The following is an 18494-nucleotide window of genomic DNA, read 5'->3' as shown; positions in this document are numbered from 1 at the left end:
ATGCAGTTAAATGAGGGTGATTAATAGCGTTATTTACAATAGGGACATTGAAGTAAAATCTGAACAGGCTCATATAAACGCATTTATTGAAAGTATTGCCTTTGAAAATAATAAAGGTAAGTCAAATAGATGGGTATAAGCTTACTGCAAAGGTACAGAAGTGAACACTTAGCTCTTAGCGTTTAACCTTTTTCATTACCGGTATAAATTCAAATATTTGTTATTATATGAAAATAAGAATTAGTTGAAGAAGAATAAAGATGAATTTAAAAGATAAAGACATGAATTTGCTGCATCTTTTTTCAATTTTATATGAAGAAAGAAACTTGTCTAGGGCGTCTGAGCGTATGTCACTCAGCCAACCAACATTAAGTCATAGACTCAGTAAGTTAAGGTCTGAATTCGGCGACCCTTTATTCGAAAGGGCGCCAAGAGGACTATCGATAACGTCGAAAGCGGAAGCCTATGCGCCTGAAATCATTCGATTAGTGAAGTCTTTCGAGTCTTTATATTCTTCTATGAGTTCTGATGACTGGCATGGATGCAATGATAAAGTCAGTATTTACGGTACTGAAATATCTGAGGCATTCATTATTCCTGAGGTAATAGGCTCATTATCTATTTCAGCACCAAATGCTCAAATATCGATGTTTAATACCCTTGGTACCTTGCCTGCCAAAGAACTTGAAAAAGGCACTTGTGATATTGCCATTGCAGGTTCCTTTCGGAGTATCCCAGATAGCTTTTATGTTCAAAAATTATGCAATATAGAATTTGTTGTACTGGCGCATAAAGATAATAATAATATTGAAGACATGATGACTGTTGATTCATTTGCCAAATGTGATCATGTTATCGTCATGCGAAATGATGATTTGCTAGCAGGAGTAGATAAAGCTTTATCGTCAATTGGAAAAGGTAGGCGAGTTGTAGCTGGCTATTCTAGCTTTCTTTCACCACAGTTTTTTTTAAAAGACAGGCACGATATATTATTTGTTTGTATGTCGCCGGTTGCGGCTCTGGCGCTTCAATTTGACGATAATTTAGTCACCTATCAATGTCCGATCGATATTCCAGCGGTAGAAATGTCTCAGATCTGGCATGAACGTACGCACCACGATCCCTTCAGAAAATGGATAAGGCAAGAGATAAGAAAAAGCGCATTAACACTATAAGGGAAAAACTGAAAAATTAACTTGGCAGTATTTCCACCTCTACCTATCTAACGTCTAACCTGAGAAAGAGCCCCCCTAAATGATTAAACTTCGACACATGCCATCAAGATACCTTGCTGAAGTTTTTCGATAGCATTAATTAAGTGCTGTTTGTGTGATTTAAAGCAGGTATTTTTTACTACACGTCGCACTAGATGTTGAAAGGACAAGATACGTTTCTTCTTAACAGTATTAGTCTAGTGATGCCTATACTTACCTGCACTTATGACAGTTAATCCTATGAGCATCGCAGTCAGGCTAGCTAGTGTTGTCATTGACAGTGATAACCGCAACTATAAAAATCTAATCCGCCGCTGCGATACTTATTACGCTCTATATTATCCTATTTATTACCCTTAGCATAAAAATTGAGACACTATAACGCATCTTAAATAATAGAATACCTACGAAAATCAACCGTAAACTCTTACCCATATTACGTCGAAATATCAACCAAGATATGGCCATGAATGAACTTACCATTATTATAAAAAGTGCTTATATCTATGATGTTTGAAATTTTTGGAACGTTGATAACATCATCTTGAAAAAATGGCTCGGAGTAATCATATGGTTTCTATTTAAATGGTTAAGGTGTGTTTAGATTTAGATATATCTGTGCATGCCGCATCTACCGCGCTTAAATTTATCTTTCAATAACCATAGACAAGCCTGAGTTTATTGCCAGGACATTTACTGTAGTTTTGTGGCACCAGATATGACGTATATGCCCATGTCATTTACACATAATTGCAACAAGAAAAAAGCAGTAATGTTTACAAAATTGATTTCCCTTGGCTAATTAGTGACGCTTTCACTTTCTCACTAAATTCATTGGCTCGTTTTATTACATCATGTTCATCGACGGTCAGTGCCTTACGGTTTTCCATTAGTAACTGACCGTCAACAATACTATGTTTAACGTCAGTGGCATAAGCGGAATAAACTAAGACTGAGTAAGGGTTATATATCGGAGTCATATTGGGTGATTTAGTATCAAAAACAATAATGTCAGCTAATTTACCTATTTCTAAAGAGCCTACTTTATCATCAAGATTCAGCACCTTAGCGCCACCAATAGTTGCCATCTTAATTACATCAACGGCTGCCATAACACTACGATCTTTGTTCCACAGTTTATGAATTTTTGCGACTTGATTAAGTTCATCAATTAAACTAATGGTATTACCTGACATCGGGCCGTCAGTACCTAAACCTACATCAACACCCTGTTTTAGCATTTCAACTATAGGCGCAACACCCTTAGCTGATTTAATATTAGCGCTAATATTATGAGCGACACCTACGTGATGTGTTTTTAATAATGTAATATCATTTTCATTAGCCAAAATGACATGCGCACCGATTAAATTATTATTTAACACACCAATTTTATCTAAATAAGCAATAGGTGATAAACCATCAGACCGTTGAGCTATTTCAGCTTGCTCTTTCTTAGATTCAGCCAAATGTGTCAACACCGGAACATTATAAAACAATGCTAACTTAGCTATTTTTTGTAAATCTTCGGTACTGTTTGTATAAGGTGCATGAGGTGCAAAAGCGGGGGTAATGCGGGGGTGATGTAGGTATTTCTTGATGAAACTTTCTGCATAAGCAATCCCTTCCGTGGCGTTTTTAGCGTCTGCTTGCGGATATTTTATGACTGTCTGACCAAGTACAGCTCTCAAGCCAATTTGGTCAACGGCTTTAGCCACTTCATCTTCAAAATAATACATATCCGCGAAAGTCGTCACACCTCCTTTTAACATTTCTAAATTACCTAACTCCGCGCCTAGATAGACCATTTCGCGTGAAACAAACTCTTTTTCTAATGGGAAAATATAACTATGTAGACGGTCATTTACATCATCACCGAGGGAACGAAAAAGGGTCATTGAAACATGTGTATGTGTATTAATAAATCCGGGAAGAACTAAATCACCATCAAGATCCAATGTTTTATCAGCAGAGAATTGCTTTGCTTGTGCCTGTGGCCCTAACCCAACAATCTCGTTTCCTTTTATAGCAATAAAACCTCGAGGGTACTGGGTTAATTTTGCGTCCATAGTGAGTAAGTGTGCATTAATGAGCAGAATATCAACCGTTTGTCCGGCAAAAGACATGGTTGATATAAACAATGCAATTATAGGTGAATATATGCTGAAGCAGTTCAATCTCATCTTATTAAGCCTTCATTAATTCGTTAAAAAACCCATATGATTCTGGTACTTAGCATAGTGATAAGTACCAGAAATCATCAATAAAAGCAGGGAGTAAGTGGCTAAGCCTATGTTTAAAAGTTAATTTTAAATTCAGCTCCCCAAAACCTACCATCATTCACAATGCCCGCGAGGTTATTAATCGTTAACCCTCCTATTAACGACCTTTCATCAGTAATATTACGACCAAAAGCAGCGACTTCTAGCTTATACTCGTTTACATACCAGTTATAACCAGCACGTATACCACCTTCAAGATATGGGTCTTGTTTCATTTCAACTGCGTCAATTAGTGAAAATTGTACTGAACTGGCGTATGACCAATCGGTATAAACATAAAATTCACCATCACCTAATGGTTTACTATAGCGCAGAGTAAAATTGCCAATCCACTCTGGAGCACGAGGTAAGGACAAACCATCCACACCAATTAAGCCATCTTCATTAACTGTATTACGGACGATACAAAAGTCACATGTTGAAATCGCCACCTGACTATCTTTAATTTCAGTATTGTTATAGCTCAGACCTAATGACACTAATAAGTCAGCTGTGACAGCGTATTCAGTATCAACTTCAAAACCATAACCTACAGTTTTATCTAAGTTCAATAATTCTTTAGCCGCACCTTCATCAAATGAAGATTGTGCTGTCATTTGTTGATCATTCATTTGAAAGTAGAAAACATCAAAATTAACACGTGCAGCACCATCTAATAAATCAGACTTGGTACCGACCTCAATAGAATGGATAGTTTCTGAATCAGCAATACTCAGCGTAGGATTATTTCCACTAACAATACGGCCTTGAATACTCGGTGCTCTAAATCCTTTAGACATTCGGGTATATAAATTTATATCGTTTGTATATTTATAACTCGCACTTAAATCCCAGCTGACAGCAGAATCTTCAGGGTTTGCATAAAACGGGTCAAAAAAAAGGCCATCACTCCCTGTTGAAACTATACGTTGTGCTACATAATCTTTTTTATCTTTTGAATAACGAATACCACCTGTTATTTTCACTTCTTCAGTAAGATCATAATCTCCAGAAGCAAATAAGGCCCAAGCATCAGTTTTTTGTTTTTGGGTTAAATAACGCTTAATGTTGCCATCTTCATTGTACTGCAACGTATCTATGTCTAAATCTTCAGCGTAAAGGAAAAAACCGGCTTGATAATCAAATTGACCTAACTCGTTTGAGGCAAGACGGAATTCCTGTGTTATCTGACTGTGGTCTGGAATACCATCAGCACTTTCTACAGAGAAGCGCGGCACTGTACCTAATTCGCCCATATAACCGGAAGGATCACCAAAACTACTCACTCGATAACCGCCGTCAACATCAGCTCTAGAGAACATTTCAACTGATTCGTAACCAGTAACAGAGGTATACGTATGATCAGTTCCCACATATTCCATCTTCAAACTTCCACCATCGACTTTAACAGTCTGGGTAGCTCTTTGAGCTGCGTCGTGATAAATAACATCACGGTCAAAACCAGCTTGAAAGTCGTTAGTTCCTGGTTTTATTGCACTAGCGCGGAATACTGTCGGTGTACCATCTAAGTCACGGGCATGATAATTAAGTAGCGCTGAAAAATTTTCAGTAGGCTCATACAAAACTTGAAATTTGACTGCACGGTCTTCATAACCGCCTAAAATATTTTTCTGCTCGAATCCTGGTGCTTTTGTATCAATCCAATCATCGCGCGTTTGGTTTAATAACGATAAACGTACTGATACTGTATCCGTTATGCCTCCACTAATAGCGGCTTGAGTAGACCAAGTGTTTAAAGAACCAATTGACGTTGTAAAATATCCTTCAAAGTCTTGGGTAGGACGTTTAGATGTGAATTTAACTAAGCCCGCAGGGGTATTACGACCAAACAACGTCCCTTGTGGACCACGTAAAGCCTCAATGCTTTCAACGTCAAAGACTGGAAACCCTTTTAAAATAGGATTTTCCTGAACAACACCATCATAAATTAATGACACTGGTTGAGAAGCGTTTAAATCAAAATCTTGATTACCTAAACCGCGCATATAAAAACGAGGAAAAGAACGCCCAAATGAAGATTCAATTTTCAAACTAGGTATTCGCGCGGACATAAAACGAATATCGCCACCATTTGCACTTATGCTATCTAGCAAATCACCTTTAATCACTGAAACTGAAATTGGCACTTCTTGTAGATTTTGAGTTCGACGCTGGGCGGTAACAATAATTTTTTCTAATACTTTCTTATTTGCATTAACATTCTGGTTATTCGATGTTGATACATTCTCACTATTTTCGTCAGATGCATTTTGCTGTTCGCTACTGAAAGGCTTCACTGACGCCTTTAGATTTTTTTTACTTTCAATCTTTTCAATCGCTATCGTTTTGTCATTAATATAGCGAAATTGAAGCTCAGTATTTTTAAGCAGTATATTCAATGCTTCTTGCTCGGTATGGAGGCCGATAAATGGTTGTGCTTTTATTCCTTTAGCTATATCGGAAAAAAACACAATTTGTTTTCCAAACTGTTTAGCGACACTTTGCAATGCATCATCAAGGGTGACTGCTTCAACTTTGACTGTAATTTGATTTTCTGGTGCTTGAGCACTGGCTTCCATTGCAACGGTGAGATTACCTGTAAAAGATAATAAAATAGACAATAATATCGGCTTCTTTTTCCACATTGGTGCTTGTTTTTTCATGTTAAGTCTCCTAAAGCTATGCAATTTGTCTTATCTTTATTTAATATCGATTTAGTTTGATGTTTTATTCACTCATTAATAGAAGAGTTACAACAAATCATTTTTAGGTACAAATTTAATTTCTATTTATTTTTTGTACCTAACTTTTATCTAACAAGACTCTTATTGTATATAGCTATTATGTAGCCGATTGAGCCCATTTGAAAACAAGAAGCCTAATTCTAAAACCAACACAATAATAAATTTGTCTATAAATATTTTGATGAAATAAGAATTGATGACTAAACAGACCATAAATAAACACAGCAGTTTTATTAAAGGGCTATACGATAGTTCATATAAAGAATTGTTTGCCTTTCTACTTCGCCGTTCTTCCAATAAACAACAAGCCCAAGACCTATCACAAGAAGCTTATCTCAGGCTTATTCGAGTGGAACGAACTGATTTAATTGAACAGCCAAAGGCTTATCTTTTTCGTATTGCAGCAAACCTTGTCTACGAGACGCGAATTAAAAGTGATCGTAGTGCTGAAAAGAAGACTTACCCTTTTGAAGAAGTAGAAGATATCCCTTCAACTGATGAACCTCATATGGACTACGAAACTGCAAAGGCGATCATAGATCTAGATAAAATTATTAAAGAGCTTCCCCTTATGTATCAAACAGTTTTGCTGATGAGAAAACGAGATGGCTTAAAGCATATGGAGATTGCGAATAAACTCGGGATTTCCATTCATACAGTAAGAAAATATTTAACAAGAGCTGTTGCTGAATGTCGAAAAGCACACAGCATGGGCGACCATCATGAACAATACTAACGAGAATAACCATATCATTGAACAAGCAAGTCATTGGGCGGTATTACATGATGATGGCGAGCTTAGTACCAAACAAAAAAATGAATTAACTCTTTGGTTACTTAAAAGCCCTGTACACGTTGAAGAGTTTTTACATGCTTGTGCTATTTTTGATATGTTAGAAGGTATTGATATCGATAAAAAAATATCATTAAACACATTAATTGAGAAAATAAACGTGCCAACTTTTGATGTTTTGTCCCTAGATAACGTCGGGGAAAACACTTCGTTAATAGAAAAAAACACTCATAAAAAAAGAATGAGCAAAGTATGGATAGCTCTAGCGGCAAGTGTGGCACTTAGCTTGTTCAGCTTGTACGATTTAAATTATTCATCCGAAAATAACGTTAACATCGTCAACTCAGACACCTCAAACAAGTATACAACCGTATTAGGTGAGCAAAGAAGCGTCACATTAAGTGATGGCTCAATTGTTTATTTAAATACCTTAACTAATATAGATATTGACTATAATTCGCATTTTAGAAATATATATTTATACCAAGGTGAAGCAATATTTAAAGTAGCTCATAATCCTGAAAAACCCTTTAGAGTATGGGTTGGCGGGGTGATGTTTCAAGCGTTAGGAACAGAATTTAACGTTAGAAACAATCGAGGAAAAATAGAACTTACCGTTATTACTGGTGAAGTAGCCTTGACCAACCAAGCGACTAACAATGAAAAACTTGTTATCAAAAAAGATACATTGAGGTTAGCAGATAACAGCGATTTAGATTTTAATTCGACAAAAACTCTTATTGTGTCTGTCGGTCAAGAAGCGTCAGTTCAACCCAATGGTGTCATCACTACTGATATTAACGCCGACTTAGATAACAAAACATCATGGAAACAACGCAAATTAATATTTAAAAATGATATTCTAAAAGATGTAATCTTTGAGTTTAATCGCTACAACCTCCTTCAAATATCAATTGAGTCTGAGGTTTTATCTCGCCTACCAATTTCGGGTATATTTGAAAGTAACGATCCAAATTCATTACTTGAATTCTTAAAAAGTTCTGGCAAAGCAAAAATTCAAAAACAAGGCCTTAATAAAGTTAGCATTGACTTATTATAGAACAAGGTGTCAGGTAGACGTTTGTTAGCACAACCCTGTCTGATAGTGAACGTTGCTAATGATAGGTTTGGGTAAAAAATACACTAACATAACTCTAACGGCTAACGACGGCTTCACGTCCTAAGTCAACAGTTTCAAACTTTAATAAACTCGGACAAAAAACTCTGATTAACCCAATAAACAACCAGTCAGGATTGACTCCTGAAAATCTGACCTAGCTATTACAATGAGCATTATTTAGGACCCTATCCACTGCTTCTTTAGCAGCTCACGTGCCTACAAATATTTTAAAATTAATGCCCTCACTTTTACTTAAAAAAACATAAAACACTGTAACAAATTGATTATTATCTTACTGGTAAGCTTGGCTTGAGTGGGTACATATAGATAATAAAATCAACGATAAAAGTATTAAAACAACAATATAAAACGTGCAGATTGTAGATTTCAACTTGAAACCTTGTCTGCTACTAAATAAATTTAACTAAACAGATACTGAATCGATTGCTCAAATCAAGGTATGATTATTTGATTATTAGACTTATAGAAAAAATTCCATGCGATGTACTCAATACTTGTGCTTAATGATTATTGTCTCGACCTTGCTATCATCATGCGCTAAATCACCACTGGGCCGAAATCAACTCAAACTTTATTCAAGCTCACAGTTAGCAGGAATGGGCGAGCAGGCTTTTACCAGTATGAAAACAGAACAAAAGGTTTCCAGCCAGTCAGTTTCTAATCAATATGTGAAGTGTATTGCCGACGCCATAACACGGCATGTACCTAAATCAGTGTTTTCAGGAGAATGGGAGCTAGTTGTATTTGACTCACCGCAAATTAATGCGTTTGCCTTACCAGGGGGTAAAATAGGTGTATACACCGGGTTAATTGAGCTTAGCCAAAATCAACATCAGCTTGCTGCTGTTATTGGCCATGAAGTAGGTCATGTTATTGCTGAACACGGTAATGAGAGAATGTCGAGTAGTGCTCTGATCGGTATGGGAATGGAAGTCACTAATCAGTTGTTAAAAGCTAATGAAATATCTAGTAGCAATATGATCATGGCGGGCTTGGGTTTAGGAGTGCAAGTTGGCGTTCAATTACCATTCGGTCGCACGCACGAATCAGAAGCGGATCTCATTGGATTAGACTTAATGGCAAACGCAGGCTTTGATCCTCAGCAGTCAATCAACTTATGGCAGAATATGGCTAAAGCCAGTGGCGATAACCGTCAACCAGAATTACTATCCACGCACCCTCTCCCCGCTACGCGGATCAAAAATCTAGTTCAGAATATGCCCAAAGCAATGGAACAATATCGCATGGCAAAAAACAAACCCGAATGTACAATTTAGCTCTATTTATAGACCAATTACAGACAAAAAAATGCCGCGCTATTTAATACTAGAGCGGCATTTCTATAACTATTAAAGCTTAGTCGTTTTTGTGAACATGTACGTCCATTTGTGGGAATGGAATTGAAATACCTTCAGCGTCAAAACGTAACTTAACCGCTTCAGTAAAATCAAACTTCACTGCCCAGTAATCTGCCGAGGCAACCCAAGGTCTCACCACAAAATTAACACTACTGTCAGCCAACTCAGAAACCGCAACTTTTGGCTCTGGATCTTTTAATATGCGCTCATCTGCTGCTACCATTTCATTTAAGATCTGTTTAGCTTTTTTCAAATCACTGTCGTAACCGATGCCCACCACCATATCTACGCGGCGAGTATCATTAGCTGAAAAGTTAGTGATGTTGCCACCGTATATCTTACCGTTAGGAACAATAATTTGTTTATTATCACCTGTTGTCATCATGGTAGTAAAAATACTAATAGTCTTAACAGTACCCATTTCGCCACCCGCATCGATAAAATCACCGGCTTTAAACGGTCTAAATACTAGCAACATAACACCTGACGCAAAATTCTGTAATGAACCTTGTAAAGACAAACCAATAGCTAAGCCTGCAGCGCCTAGGATAGCCACCATTGAGGTGGTATTCACCCCCAGTTCATCTAGTGAAGCGACTATAACAAACAGCATTAAAATGGCGTTAAGGATAGCTTTGACAAAATCAATCAGCATCTCGTCATACTCAGAACGAGCCATCACTTTGCCAAAGACATTCACTAAAATGCCAACAATAAACTTACCAATAATGTATATGACGATCGCCATAACAATATTAATTCCCCATGGGATAACATAGGTATCCATCAACTGAGACTATTTTTTCGGTGTCAAATCCAAACATTTTTATCTCCAACTTTTTTAATAATTAAATATTACGACCAAATTCGACTACGGTGATGAAGTTCTCCATTACAATAATACAATAATACAAAGGTTTTATTTATCAATAAGACAACAGTCTAGTTTAATAATTTTAGATTCAATTAAAGCAATTCATAAATCTGTCATTTACTTAGTTTATGTTTCGTGTAGATGAGGTTTAAGCACAGTACCATCGGTTAATTCAATTGTTTTAAATATAAAAACAATTAATGCTATAATGAAACTCGTCTATCTTAAGTGTTCTAATATTTTTAAAGGAATTGAAAATGTTACTTGTCAGTTTATTAGTTATCTCGTTGGTTTTACTCTTCGCTTTTTCAATGTCCAGAGAAAATGGGAAGAACACTAAGTTTGCTAGAAAAGGTGCTGATTCCATTGCCCAGCAGCGAACTCCGTCTCAAACTATTGACACGTCGGAAGTGATCGAAATTAACTAAGCAATAATTACAAGTTAGGCGGGACTGAACCAACCGCAGAGTCTTAATACACTTATGCTTGTCATTCACTAATATTATCCCTTCTTTAATTTTCACACTGTTGATACCATTTACAAAAATCCTCACCGAGTAACAACATGCGTATCATCAGAATTTATTATCCTTTCGAGTTATCGACTGATTCATATGTCACTTTGACTGATGATGCAACTAATCACGTGGCGAATGTTTTACGCGCTAAAGCAGGGCAAGCAGTGGTGTTATTTAATGGTGATGGGAACGAATATAGTGCCCAGCTCTTTGAAGTGGCAAAACGTAAGGTTGTAGTCCACATAGACTCTAAGATTTCAATTAGCATAGAATCCCCCCTTAGTATCCATCTAGGCCAAGGAATTTCTCGAGGCGACAGAATGGAATGGGTGATCCAGAAATCAGTGGAGTTAGGCGTCTCTGAAATCACCCCACTTATTACCGAACGCTGTGGTGTGAAACTCAGTCAAGACAGATGGTCTAAAAAACATGAGCAATGGCAAAAATTAGCAATTGCAGCTTGTGAGCAGTGTGGCAGAAATGTATTACCAACATTGCATACACCGCGTTTATTTGCAGACTGGATAAGCTCGTCCACTAACCAAGTCCGTCTTACTTTACACCCCAGGGCTGAAAAAGCATTTAGACATGTGTCTATCCCTCCTGCTGGAGCCAGATTGTTAATTGGCCCAGAAGGTGGTTTTTCAGACCAAGAAATATACCAAACTGAACAGAATGGATTTCAGACTATCCAACTGGGACCAAGAGTGTTACGCACTGAAACGGCTGCAATCACTGCCATATCTGCTTTGCAGGCAATACATGGAGATCTATAAAAAGTCTGATATCTTTACAACTGCTCAAAATATGATGGATTATTTAATTAGTGTAGTTCTAATAAAAATAATAAAAATCTATGTAACCTTTACAACTCATCTCCAACGAAGACAATACCAGAAATATTGCGTTAGCATCACAGCGCATACTGGACGATGCGCGCGCTTGTGCGCTGGAAAACATATTAAATGGTAAGCCCTTAGACCATGGTTTAAATACAATAACCGATTGTTTAGAAACAATTTTAGGTAGCTGTCATTGCCAGGTATTAATATTTGATAGTAAAAAAGCAGTCTTCCGAACTCTTAATAAAAGCACGGATCCACATCCATGTTTTATACAATAGATTATCAAATCTCTTTTAAACAGTCCTCAGTCTGATTGCAGTAAAAATACTAAACAAGGCAATCACAGTATTGTGCCTGATATTTATTTATTCAGAGCTTGGCAAACTTTGCATATAGAAGCAAAAAAATTAGGTATTGTTGCTAATTGGTTGGCCCCAATTGTATCCAAGGATGGTTCAATTAGCGGAGTATTTAGTGCTTTGTTTAACACCGCAAGAAATGCCGATGCAGCGGAATTATCATTGTTACAACGGGCAATTCAGAGTGCTGGTGCCCTGTTATATCATTCCAAAAATAAAGCGAAGGAATTACAAAAAAAAGTAGCCCTACATCAAGAATGTATGTTGCAGAAAGAGACAACTGAAGAAATAAATATCTTACCAAAAAAAGCTATTGAGCAGCGTGCCAAAGTACAAAGTCAGCTGCTAGAAATGGAAAGTATGGCAGCTCTAGGCATCATGATGTCTAGCTTAACACATGAAATAAGTTCACCTATTGGCGTGACGGTAACCGCTGCGAGCTTTCTAAGTGAAATTCAACACAACTGTTTCGAAAAGTTACAAGATGATCAACTTAAACGTTCTGAACTTATCAATTACCTAAAAGAATCTACTGAAGCGTCGCAAATTATTGAGCGCAATATACTCAGGACAAATGAGTTAATCAAAACGTTTAAACGTCTATCAGTCGACCAACATAGTCAAGATATGCGTTCGTTCGTGCTATGCGATTATGTGTGCGAGGTTTTACTCTCACTTAAGCCTAGGCTTAAACTCACCCCACATAAGTTTTGCTTAGATATTCCTGCCGACTTAACGATTGAAAGTAATCCTGGGGCATTATGCCAACTGCTGATTAATTTAATTATGAACTCGGCTCATCATGCCTTTGCTCCCGGTACAGATGGGCGAATAACGATTAAAGCTAATATCGAATGTGACTCAGCAAACAACAAAAAACTTGTATTCATATACCAAGACAATGGTATCGGTATGGCTACGCAAACGATTGAAAATGTTTATAAACCGTTCTTTACCTTAGCCAGAGATACAGAAAACTGCGGGCTAGGTATGCATATCTGTAATAACATTGTGATGAAAGTGCTTCGAGGAACCATAGACTGTCGCTCTGAAATAGGCAAAGGGGTAGAGTTTACGATTGCTTTTCCTGTGTAATTCCTGCTATTTATAGAATCAAAGTTATGTCGCCCAAAATGAAAAACACCCGCTAATTTAGCAGGTGTTTTTAAATATTAGTGCTGAAAAACTAACATTCGATCAATGCAGAATTCTTGTCTTGATGGTGCCATCAATCTTTTGCAACTGCTCAAATGCTTCTTCTGCATCGTCAGTTTCAACATCAATCACTACATAACCAATATTTTCATTGGTTTGAAGATACTGCGCCGCAATATTCAAACCTTTTTGAGCAAAAGCTTGGTTAATTTGTGTTAACACACCCGGCGCATTTTTATGAATATGTAATAAACGTGAGCGATCAGTTTGTTCAGGTAAGGATACTTCAGGGAAATTCACTGCCGACAAAGTCGAACCATTATCACTGTACTTGGCTAATTTGCCAGCTACTTCGATGCCAATATTCTGTTGGGCTTCTTGAGTACTTCCACCTACATGTGGTGTTAAAATCACATTATCGAATTGAGTCAATGGGGATTCAAAAGGTTCATTATTCGACTTTGGCTCTACCGGGAATACATCGATAGCGGCACCCGATAATTTCCCACTCTTCAGCGCATTGACCAAGGCATCTATATCAATAATGGTACCTCTGGCAGCATTGATTAAAATTGCACCATCTTTCATCATGGATAACTCTTTGGCGCCGATCATGTTTTGAGTTTGTGCTGTCTCAGGTACGTGAAGGGTCACAACATCAGAAGTATTTAATAATTGTTTTAAGGTTTTAGTTTGTGTTGAGTTACCCAAGACTAGTTTATTTTCAATATCAAAAAACTGTACTCTCATCCCAAGATGCTCAGCCAAAATGCTTAATTGAGTACCAATGTGGCCGTAACCAATGATACCTAGGGTTTTGCCACGCGCCTCAAAAGAGCCAACCGCGCTTTTATCCCAAATGCCCTTATGTGCCTTGGCATTTCTGGCTGGCACACCACGCAACAATAAAATAATTTGAGCCAGTGCCAACTCTGCTACTGAACGAGTATTTGAAAAAGGCGCATTAAAAACGGGTATGCCTCGTATCTGCGTAGCGACTAGGTCGACCTGATTTGTACCAATACAAAAACAACCTACTGCCACTAATTTATTAGCCGCGGCAATAACATTTTCATTCAGCTGCGTTCTTGAACGAATACCCACAAAATGTACATCTTTAATTTTGGCAATCAATTCATCTTCTGGAAGTGATGTTTTCAGATACTCAATGTTCTCATACCCATTAGCATGAAGGGTATCTAAGGTACTTTGATGAAGACCTTCAAGTAGTAATATTTTGATTTTTTCTTTTGGCAACGACACTTTGCTCATGAGATTTCCACTTGGCGGTTGAATTAGAGACATCTGGACGTCTATTTAGAGGAGAAAAGTACCAGAAATCAGACTGTTTAGAAAGGCAATTATGACTAAAACCATATTAAAAAAGCGGATTTATAGTTATTGTTTATGCACAAAATGTTTAATGGCTCAATTCATCACCAACCATAACGCGTGCAAATTTAGCGCGTATTGCAAAGTTGTGGATTGACTATAGTTAAATTAATAATCTTAAATTGCACTAAACAACCATAAATCTAGGAGAATGATAGTGGCAATCACAGACTACAAAACCGTATTTAGTGAATATCACAATGGCTCAACTTCGTTCATCCATATCTTATCTCAGCCTGTTGCAACAACACGCGACGCAGCCATAAACCAAGACGACACCAATAAATTAAAAGTGGCATCAGACAAATCAGCAAAAAAAATCGACACAAAGCTGGTTTTTTACGGAAAACACACAGCTGATAAGGTCATGCAACTAAATCAACTTGCTTACCATACTAAACAGCCAGTCTGTTTTATTGACTGTCAACGATTGGTCGATAGATACGTTGAAGAAACCGAGAAACACCTGTCAAAACTGGTTGCACAGGCTGAAACAGAAAACTGGATATTATTCTTCGATGAGGCCGATACTTTATTCTCCAGAGGGTCTAAAGTAAAAGATGCACATCACAAATATGCTAATCAAGAAATCAGCTATATTTTCAAGCGCTTATCCCAATATCCAGGCTTGTCGATACTTTCAATATCAGAAAAACCAACGTTGCACATTATCCAGCACACCATTGATAGTGTCATAACATTTCGCTAAACCAATTCACAATCATATGGACCTAACCCGCTCCTAGTGCTAAAGAAGTATTTTCAATTAATTCGAGTACCTCAGGGTTAGCCAATGACAACTGGCAACCTTGATGGTGCTCGGTTTGAGTCGCTGAACAATCCACCTGCCATTGTCTTAATACATAAGCAGCAACTGCGGCTCGTAGTTGCATCGAGAGCATGCCATCCGACATATTGTAATCCATCTCAATCGCCTTTGACTGCATAATTTTAGGATGGGGAACCAGCACAATCTTTACAATTTGTTGCCATTGCTGATCATACGGACTGGCTTCATGCACATGCACAGGTCCTTGAAGCTCATCTACAAAAGTAAAACGGGTAGCCACAAAATCTCGAAAACGATTGCTCTTACGATCATAAGCGCGCACATGCCAACGATGACCATTGTTGATAATTGAGTGAGGCACTAATGCACGCTCTGTTTCACCAGACGAGACAGACACATAACCACACTTAATGGCTTGTTTGTTATGAATAGCCCGCATGATACTGGCAATTATGACAACATTTGGATGTATCAGCCTAACCGCATCAAAACATTGCTCAGACGGCTGTATACCAGTCGAAATACCGTTGCCAAAACCACGGCTGAGTGACGTTAAAATCACCTGTGGATCATGCTTAAATACTGATTGAAAGTCATTCGTCCGATGATAACTCTTAGTTTGATGTCGCAGAATGAGATTATGTGGAGCAAGCTGTTTATAAGTACTAAAGTCCCGGGTACTAGCAGCCAACCCAGTTTTAAAACGTTGGATCAAATCTGTTCGAGCAACATGACCAAAAAACTGCAAACTAAAATCAATAAATGCCAAACGGTCTGCTTGTGCATGGGTTAACTCTGCTAACTTCTTTTGTATTTGCAATTCATTTAAATTAATCTGGTATTCCATCAGGATAGACTCACAATGACTAGATCATAAAAGAATAAGTGAGTTTCTCACTCAATACAATCATTATGATTACATCTACGTATACGTCTATAAAAAACATCAACTTGATACCTCGAGACAGAATATGACTAACAAATTAGACAAAGAAGCGCTTATGGCACTAAAGATTGCCTTTAGCTATATGCCAAAAGCTATTGAAGTGACTAAGTATGAGTATGGTGATCGCTATCAGGCAGTGTTAAAGCACATAGAAGCAGTGCGCGAAACGCTCTTAATCAATGATGTGGACCCAGATGAAGTATCAGGTGAAATAGACCCAGACAACACACCGAATTCTAATTATTAACGTGAATCTGAGAGTACGTGATCAATGTCATGCAGTAAATGATTCACCTAGGCATTGTTTTAATTAGCGTACTGTTTAAATTAAGTACCATTCAATCTTGAACCTTTCATTCATTTACCATGGTTTGCATTTCTGCTTTAAGGGTCTCAACATCTGAGATTAAATAGGTTATAGACGCACTATTTAGTCCATTGTATATGCCACGAATATGTCGATTTTGGTCAATAAGCACTTTTAGCCAATGAATAAATAGTTTCTCTATCACCCGTGGCTAAATGCCATTTTCCACTGATGATGCCATTATCGTTAGCGTATTTTTTAGTGTAGCAACCGTATCTGTATTGGGTCTAATGGAATGTTGAAGAGTTTTAACATCAGCATCCTTAAGAAATTTTTCTTGGACCTTGTTTAGTTTAGTTCTGATCGAAGGGCAAATGCCAGGGCAAGAACTGAAGAAAAAGCTTGCCACGTAAATTTTATTTTAGAAAGTTTTTTCAGTGACTTCTTTCCCATCCTGATCCATTAAACTAAAGGATGGAATACGATGAAAATCTTCAAATGTTGGACTCTTGCTCCCTAACCAATGAGGTGTAAATTCTGGGCTATTGTAGTAAGGTAAATTGTCAGATGCGTGAGCTACTGTAGCGGCCAACAAAAATAAAACACTAGAGAGTATTATTTGCTTGAGATTGGTAGTATTGAAGCGTGATAACCTCGTCTTCCTTGTTACATTAATTGCCAACAACAATTCGATCTATTAATCGATAATCTAGTTAAAAAGATAGCAAACAAAATAAAGGATTAATGTGCAAATATTGTGGAAGTTGGATCTACATCACACCAGCGGCTTTATATAGTTGAAGATGCACGTCTACTAAAGCTTTTATATTTCGTTGATAACCTCCCCCAATTACTGCTGCGATAGGTAATCCTTTGTGCTTGCAGGTATCAAAGACTAAGCAGTCTCTTTGATATACGCCCTCAGTAGTAATGTGCAGATGTCCTAAGTCATCATCGATGTGAATGTCTACCCCAGCATCATAAATGACGGCGTCAGGTTGGTAAGTATTAATGGCCAAATGCAAAGCACTGTCAACTGTATCTAAATATTCACTATCTTGTGTGCCTTTGAGTAAGTTGAAGTCCATGTTTGAGTGCTGCTTACGGTATGGGAAGTTTTTCTCTGCATGCAGAGAAACGGTATAAATTTGGGTGTTATTTTCAGCTAATTTCGCAGTCCCGTCACCTTGATGCACATCACAGTCGAAAATAAGTACTTTATCAATATTAGGACTTTTTAACATAGACAAAGCGGCCAAATACAAATCGTTAAATAGACAAAAACCCGAACCATAGTTCGCAAATGCATGGTGATAACCACCGGTCAAATTTAATGCTTTACCATGTTCTAAAGCTAGTCTGGCCGTTAAAACTGTGCCGCCTACAGCCGTTAATGTGCGCTGAATAAGTTGTGCAGACCAAGGAAAACCGATACGCCGCATAGCTTTACCATCCAGAGTTCCATCTACTAGTTGTTGCACATACTGCGGATTAAAGACTTGCCGCAAATCTTTTGGAGAAATGGGAGTTGGTATGTGAAAGTTGTCATTTGCAACCCCCATCGCAGCTAATCCATCACGGATCCCTTGATACTTTTCAACAGGAAAACGATGCCGTACTGGCAAATCTAGTTGACTATAAATAGGATGAAATACCAGTGGGATCATAATGTTAGCCAATTGTAGTTTTGAGATAATGAATACTAAAAATAAACAATATCAGGTCAAAATACGTTAAAGTAGCCACAAATAAAAAATAAATCATTCAGGAACAGATTGTGAAAAATATTCTACCCAC

At 37.5% G+C, this 18494-nt stretch carries 16 protein-coding genes; 9 read left to right on the top strand and 7 right to left on the bottom strand.

From position 1 onward, the window contains the following. The first annotated feature begins 260 nt into the window (after positions 1-260). Complete coding sequence (locus C427_RS06095; RefSeq protein ID WP_007642104.1) at positions 261-1175, top strand: LysR family transcriptional regulator; 915 nt, start codon at positions 261-263, stop codon at positions 1173-1175. An 815-nt stretch (positions 1176-1990) separates the two neighbouring features. Here C427_RS06095 and C427_RS06090 read toward each other — a convergent pair. Both C427_RS06090 and C427_RS06085 read right to left on the bottom strand, forming a co-directional pair. Then, positions 1991-3397, bottom strand: a complete 1407-nt coding sequence (locus C427_RS06090; protein WP_226991259.1) for an amidohydrolase — start codon at positions 3395-3397, stop codon at positions 1991-1993. Positions 3398-3510: 113 nt separating this feature from the next. Next, on the bottom strand, positions 3511-6138 hold the full coding sequence (locus C427_RS06085; protein WP_007642094.1) for a TonB-dependent receptor domain-containing protein: 2628 nt from the start codon (positions 6136-6138) through the stop codon (positions 3511-3513). Between the two features lie 277 nt (positions 6139-6415). On the opposite strand from C427_RS06085, the gene C427_RS06080 reads away from it, so the two are divergent. The 3 genes from C427_RS06080 to C427_RS06070 all read left to right on the top strand — a co-directional run bounded on the left by C427_RS06080 (position 6416) and on the right by C427_RS06070 (position 9430). After that, entirely contained in the window at positions 6416-6955 is a 540-nt protein-coding gene (locus tag C427_RS06080; protein WP_007642092.1) for an RNA polymerase sigma factor, read from the top strand. Further along, positions 6942-8072, top strand: coding sequence for a FecR family protein (locus C427_RS06075; RefSeq protein ID WP_007642090.1), 1131 nt, complete (start codon positions 6942-6944; stop codon positions 8070-8072). The genes C427_RS06080 and C427_RS06075 overlap by 14 nt, the downstream gene beginning before the upstream one ends. 557 nt (positions 8073-8629) lie before the next feature. Then, the gene (locus C427_RS06070; protein ID WP_187292380.1) at positions 8630-9430 is read left to right on the top strand and encodes a M48 family metallopeptidase; all 801 of its coding nucleotides are present in this window, start codon (positions 8630-8632) and stop codon (positions 9428-9430) included. A 79-nt stretch (positions 9431-9509) separates the two neighbouring features. Here the strand turns inward: C427_RS06070 and C427_RS06065 are convergent, their stop codons facing one another. Further along, complete coding sequence (locus C427_RS06065) at positions 9510-10259, bottom strand: mechanosensitive ion channel family protein (RefSeq protein WP_015430574.1); 750 nt, start codon at positions 10257-10259, stop codon at positions 9510-9512. Between the two features lie 383 nt (positions 10260-10642). On the opposite strand from C427_RS06065, the gene C427_RS26265 reads away from it, so the two are divergent. The 3 genes from C427_RS26265 (at position 10643) to C427_RS06050 (ending at position 13202) form a co-directional block, all read left to right on the top strand. Next, positions 10643-10813 carry a hypothetical protein gene (locus tag C427_RS26265; protein ID WP_015430573.1) on the top strand — a complete coding sequence of 57 codons (171 nt, stop codon included), beginning with the start codon at positions 10643-10645 and terminating at the stop codon, positions 10811-10813. 137 nt (positions 10814-10950) lie between these two features. Next, positions 10951-11679 (top strand): 16S rRNA (uracil(1498)-N(3))-methyltransferase, encoded by a 729-nt coding sequence (locus tag C427_RS06060; protein WP_034900144.1) that lies wholly within the window; start codon positions 10951-10953, stop codon positions 11677-11679. Positions 11680-12098: 419 nt separating this feature from the next. Continuing rightward, positions 12099-13202 (top strand): sensor histidine kinase, encoded by a 1104-nt coding sequence (locus C427_RS06050; RefSeq protein WP_007642081.1) that lies wholly within the window; start codon positions 12099-12101, stop codon positions 13200-13202. A 102-nt stretch (positions 13203-13304) separates the two neighbouring features. On the opposite strand, the gene serA is transcribed toward C427_RS06050, so the two are convergent. Then, a complete protein-coding gene (serA, locus tag C427_RS06045; protein ID WP_007642079.1) occupies positions 13305-14534 on the bottom strand; it encodes a phosphoglycerate dehydrogenase in 1230 nt (409 codons plus the stop codon). 277 nt (positions 14535-14811) lie between these two features. Here serA and C427_RS06040 point away from each other — a divergent pair, with 277 nt between their 5' ends. Beyond that, a complete protein-coding gene (locus tag C427_RS06040; RefSeq protein WP_007642077.1) occupies positions 14812-15363 on the top strand; it encodes an AAA family ATPase in 552 nt (183 codons plus the stop codon). A 22-nt stretch (positions 15364-15385) separates the two neighbouring features. Here C427_RS06040 and C427_RS06035 read toward each other — a convergent pair whose 3' ends face one another. Beyond that, positions 15386-16291 carry a WYL domain-containing protein gene (locus tag C427_RS06035; RefSeq protein WP_007642075.1) on the bottom strand — a complete coding sequence of 302 codons (906 nt, stop codon included), beginning with the start codon at positions 16289-16291 and terminating at the stop codon, positions 15386-15388. 124 nt (positions 16292-16415) lie between these two features. On the opposite strand from C427_RS06035, the gene C427_RS06030 reads away from it, so the two are divergent. Continuing rightward, complete coding sequence (locus C427_RS06030) at positions 16416-16637, top strand: hypothetical protein (RefSeq protein WP_007642073.1); 222 nt, start codon at positions 16416-16418, stop codon at positions 16635-16637. Positions 16638-16908: 271 nt separating this feature from the next. Here the strand turns inward: C427_RS06030 and C427_RS28745 are convergent, their stop codons facing one another. After that, on the bottom strand, positions 16909-17106 hold the full coding sequence (locus C427_RS28745; RefSeq protein ID WP_226991258.1) for an SCO family protein: 198 nt from the start codon (positions 17104-17106) through the stop codon (positions 16909-16911). Between the two features lie 361 nt (positions 17107-17467). Further along, positions 17468-18364, bottom strand: a complete 897-nt coding sequence (locus tag C427_RS06025) for a histone deacetylase family protein (RefSeq protein WP_007642067.1) — start codon at positions 18362-18364, stop codon at positions 17468-17470. Positions 18365-18494: the final 130 nt, after the last annotated feature.

Source organism: Paraglaciecola psychrophila 170 (assembly GCF_000347635.1).
GTDB classification, from domain to species: domain Bacteria; phylum Pseudomonadota; class Gammaproteobacteria; order Enterobacterales; family Alteromonadaceae; genus Paraglaciecola; species Paraglaciecola psychrophila.
Note: the sequence above shows the minus strand (reverse complement) of the source record. Positions and strands in the feature narration are given on the sequence as shown.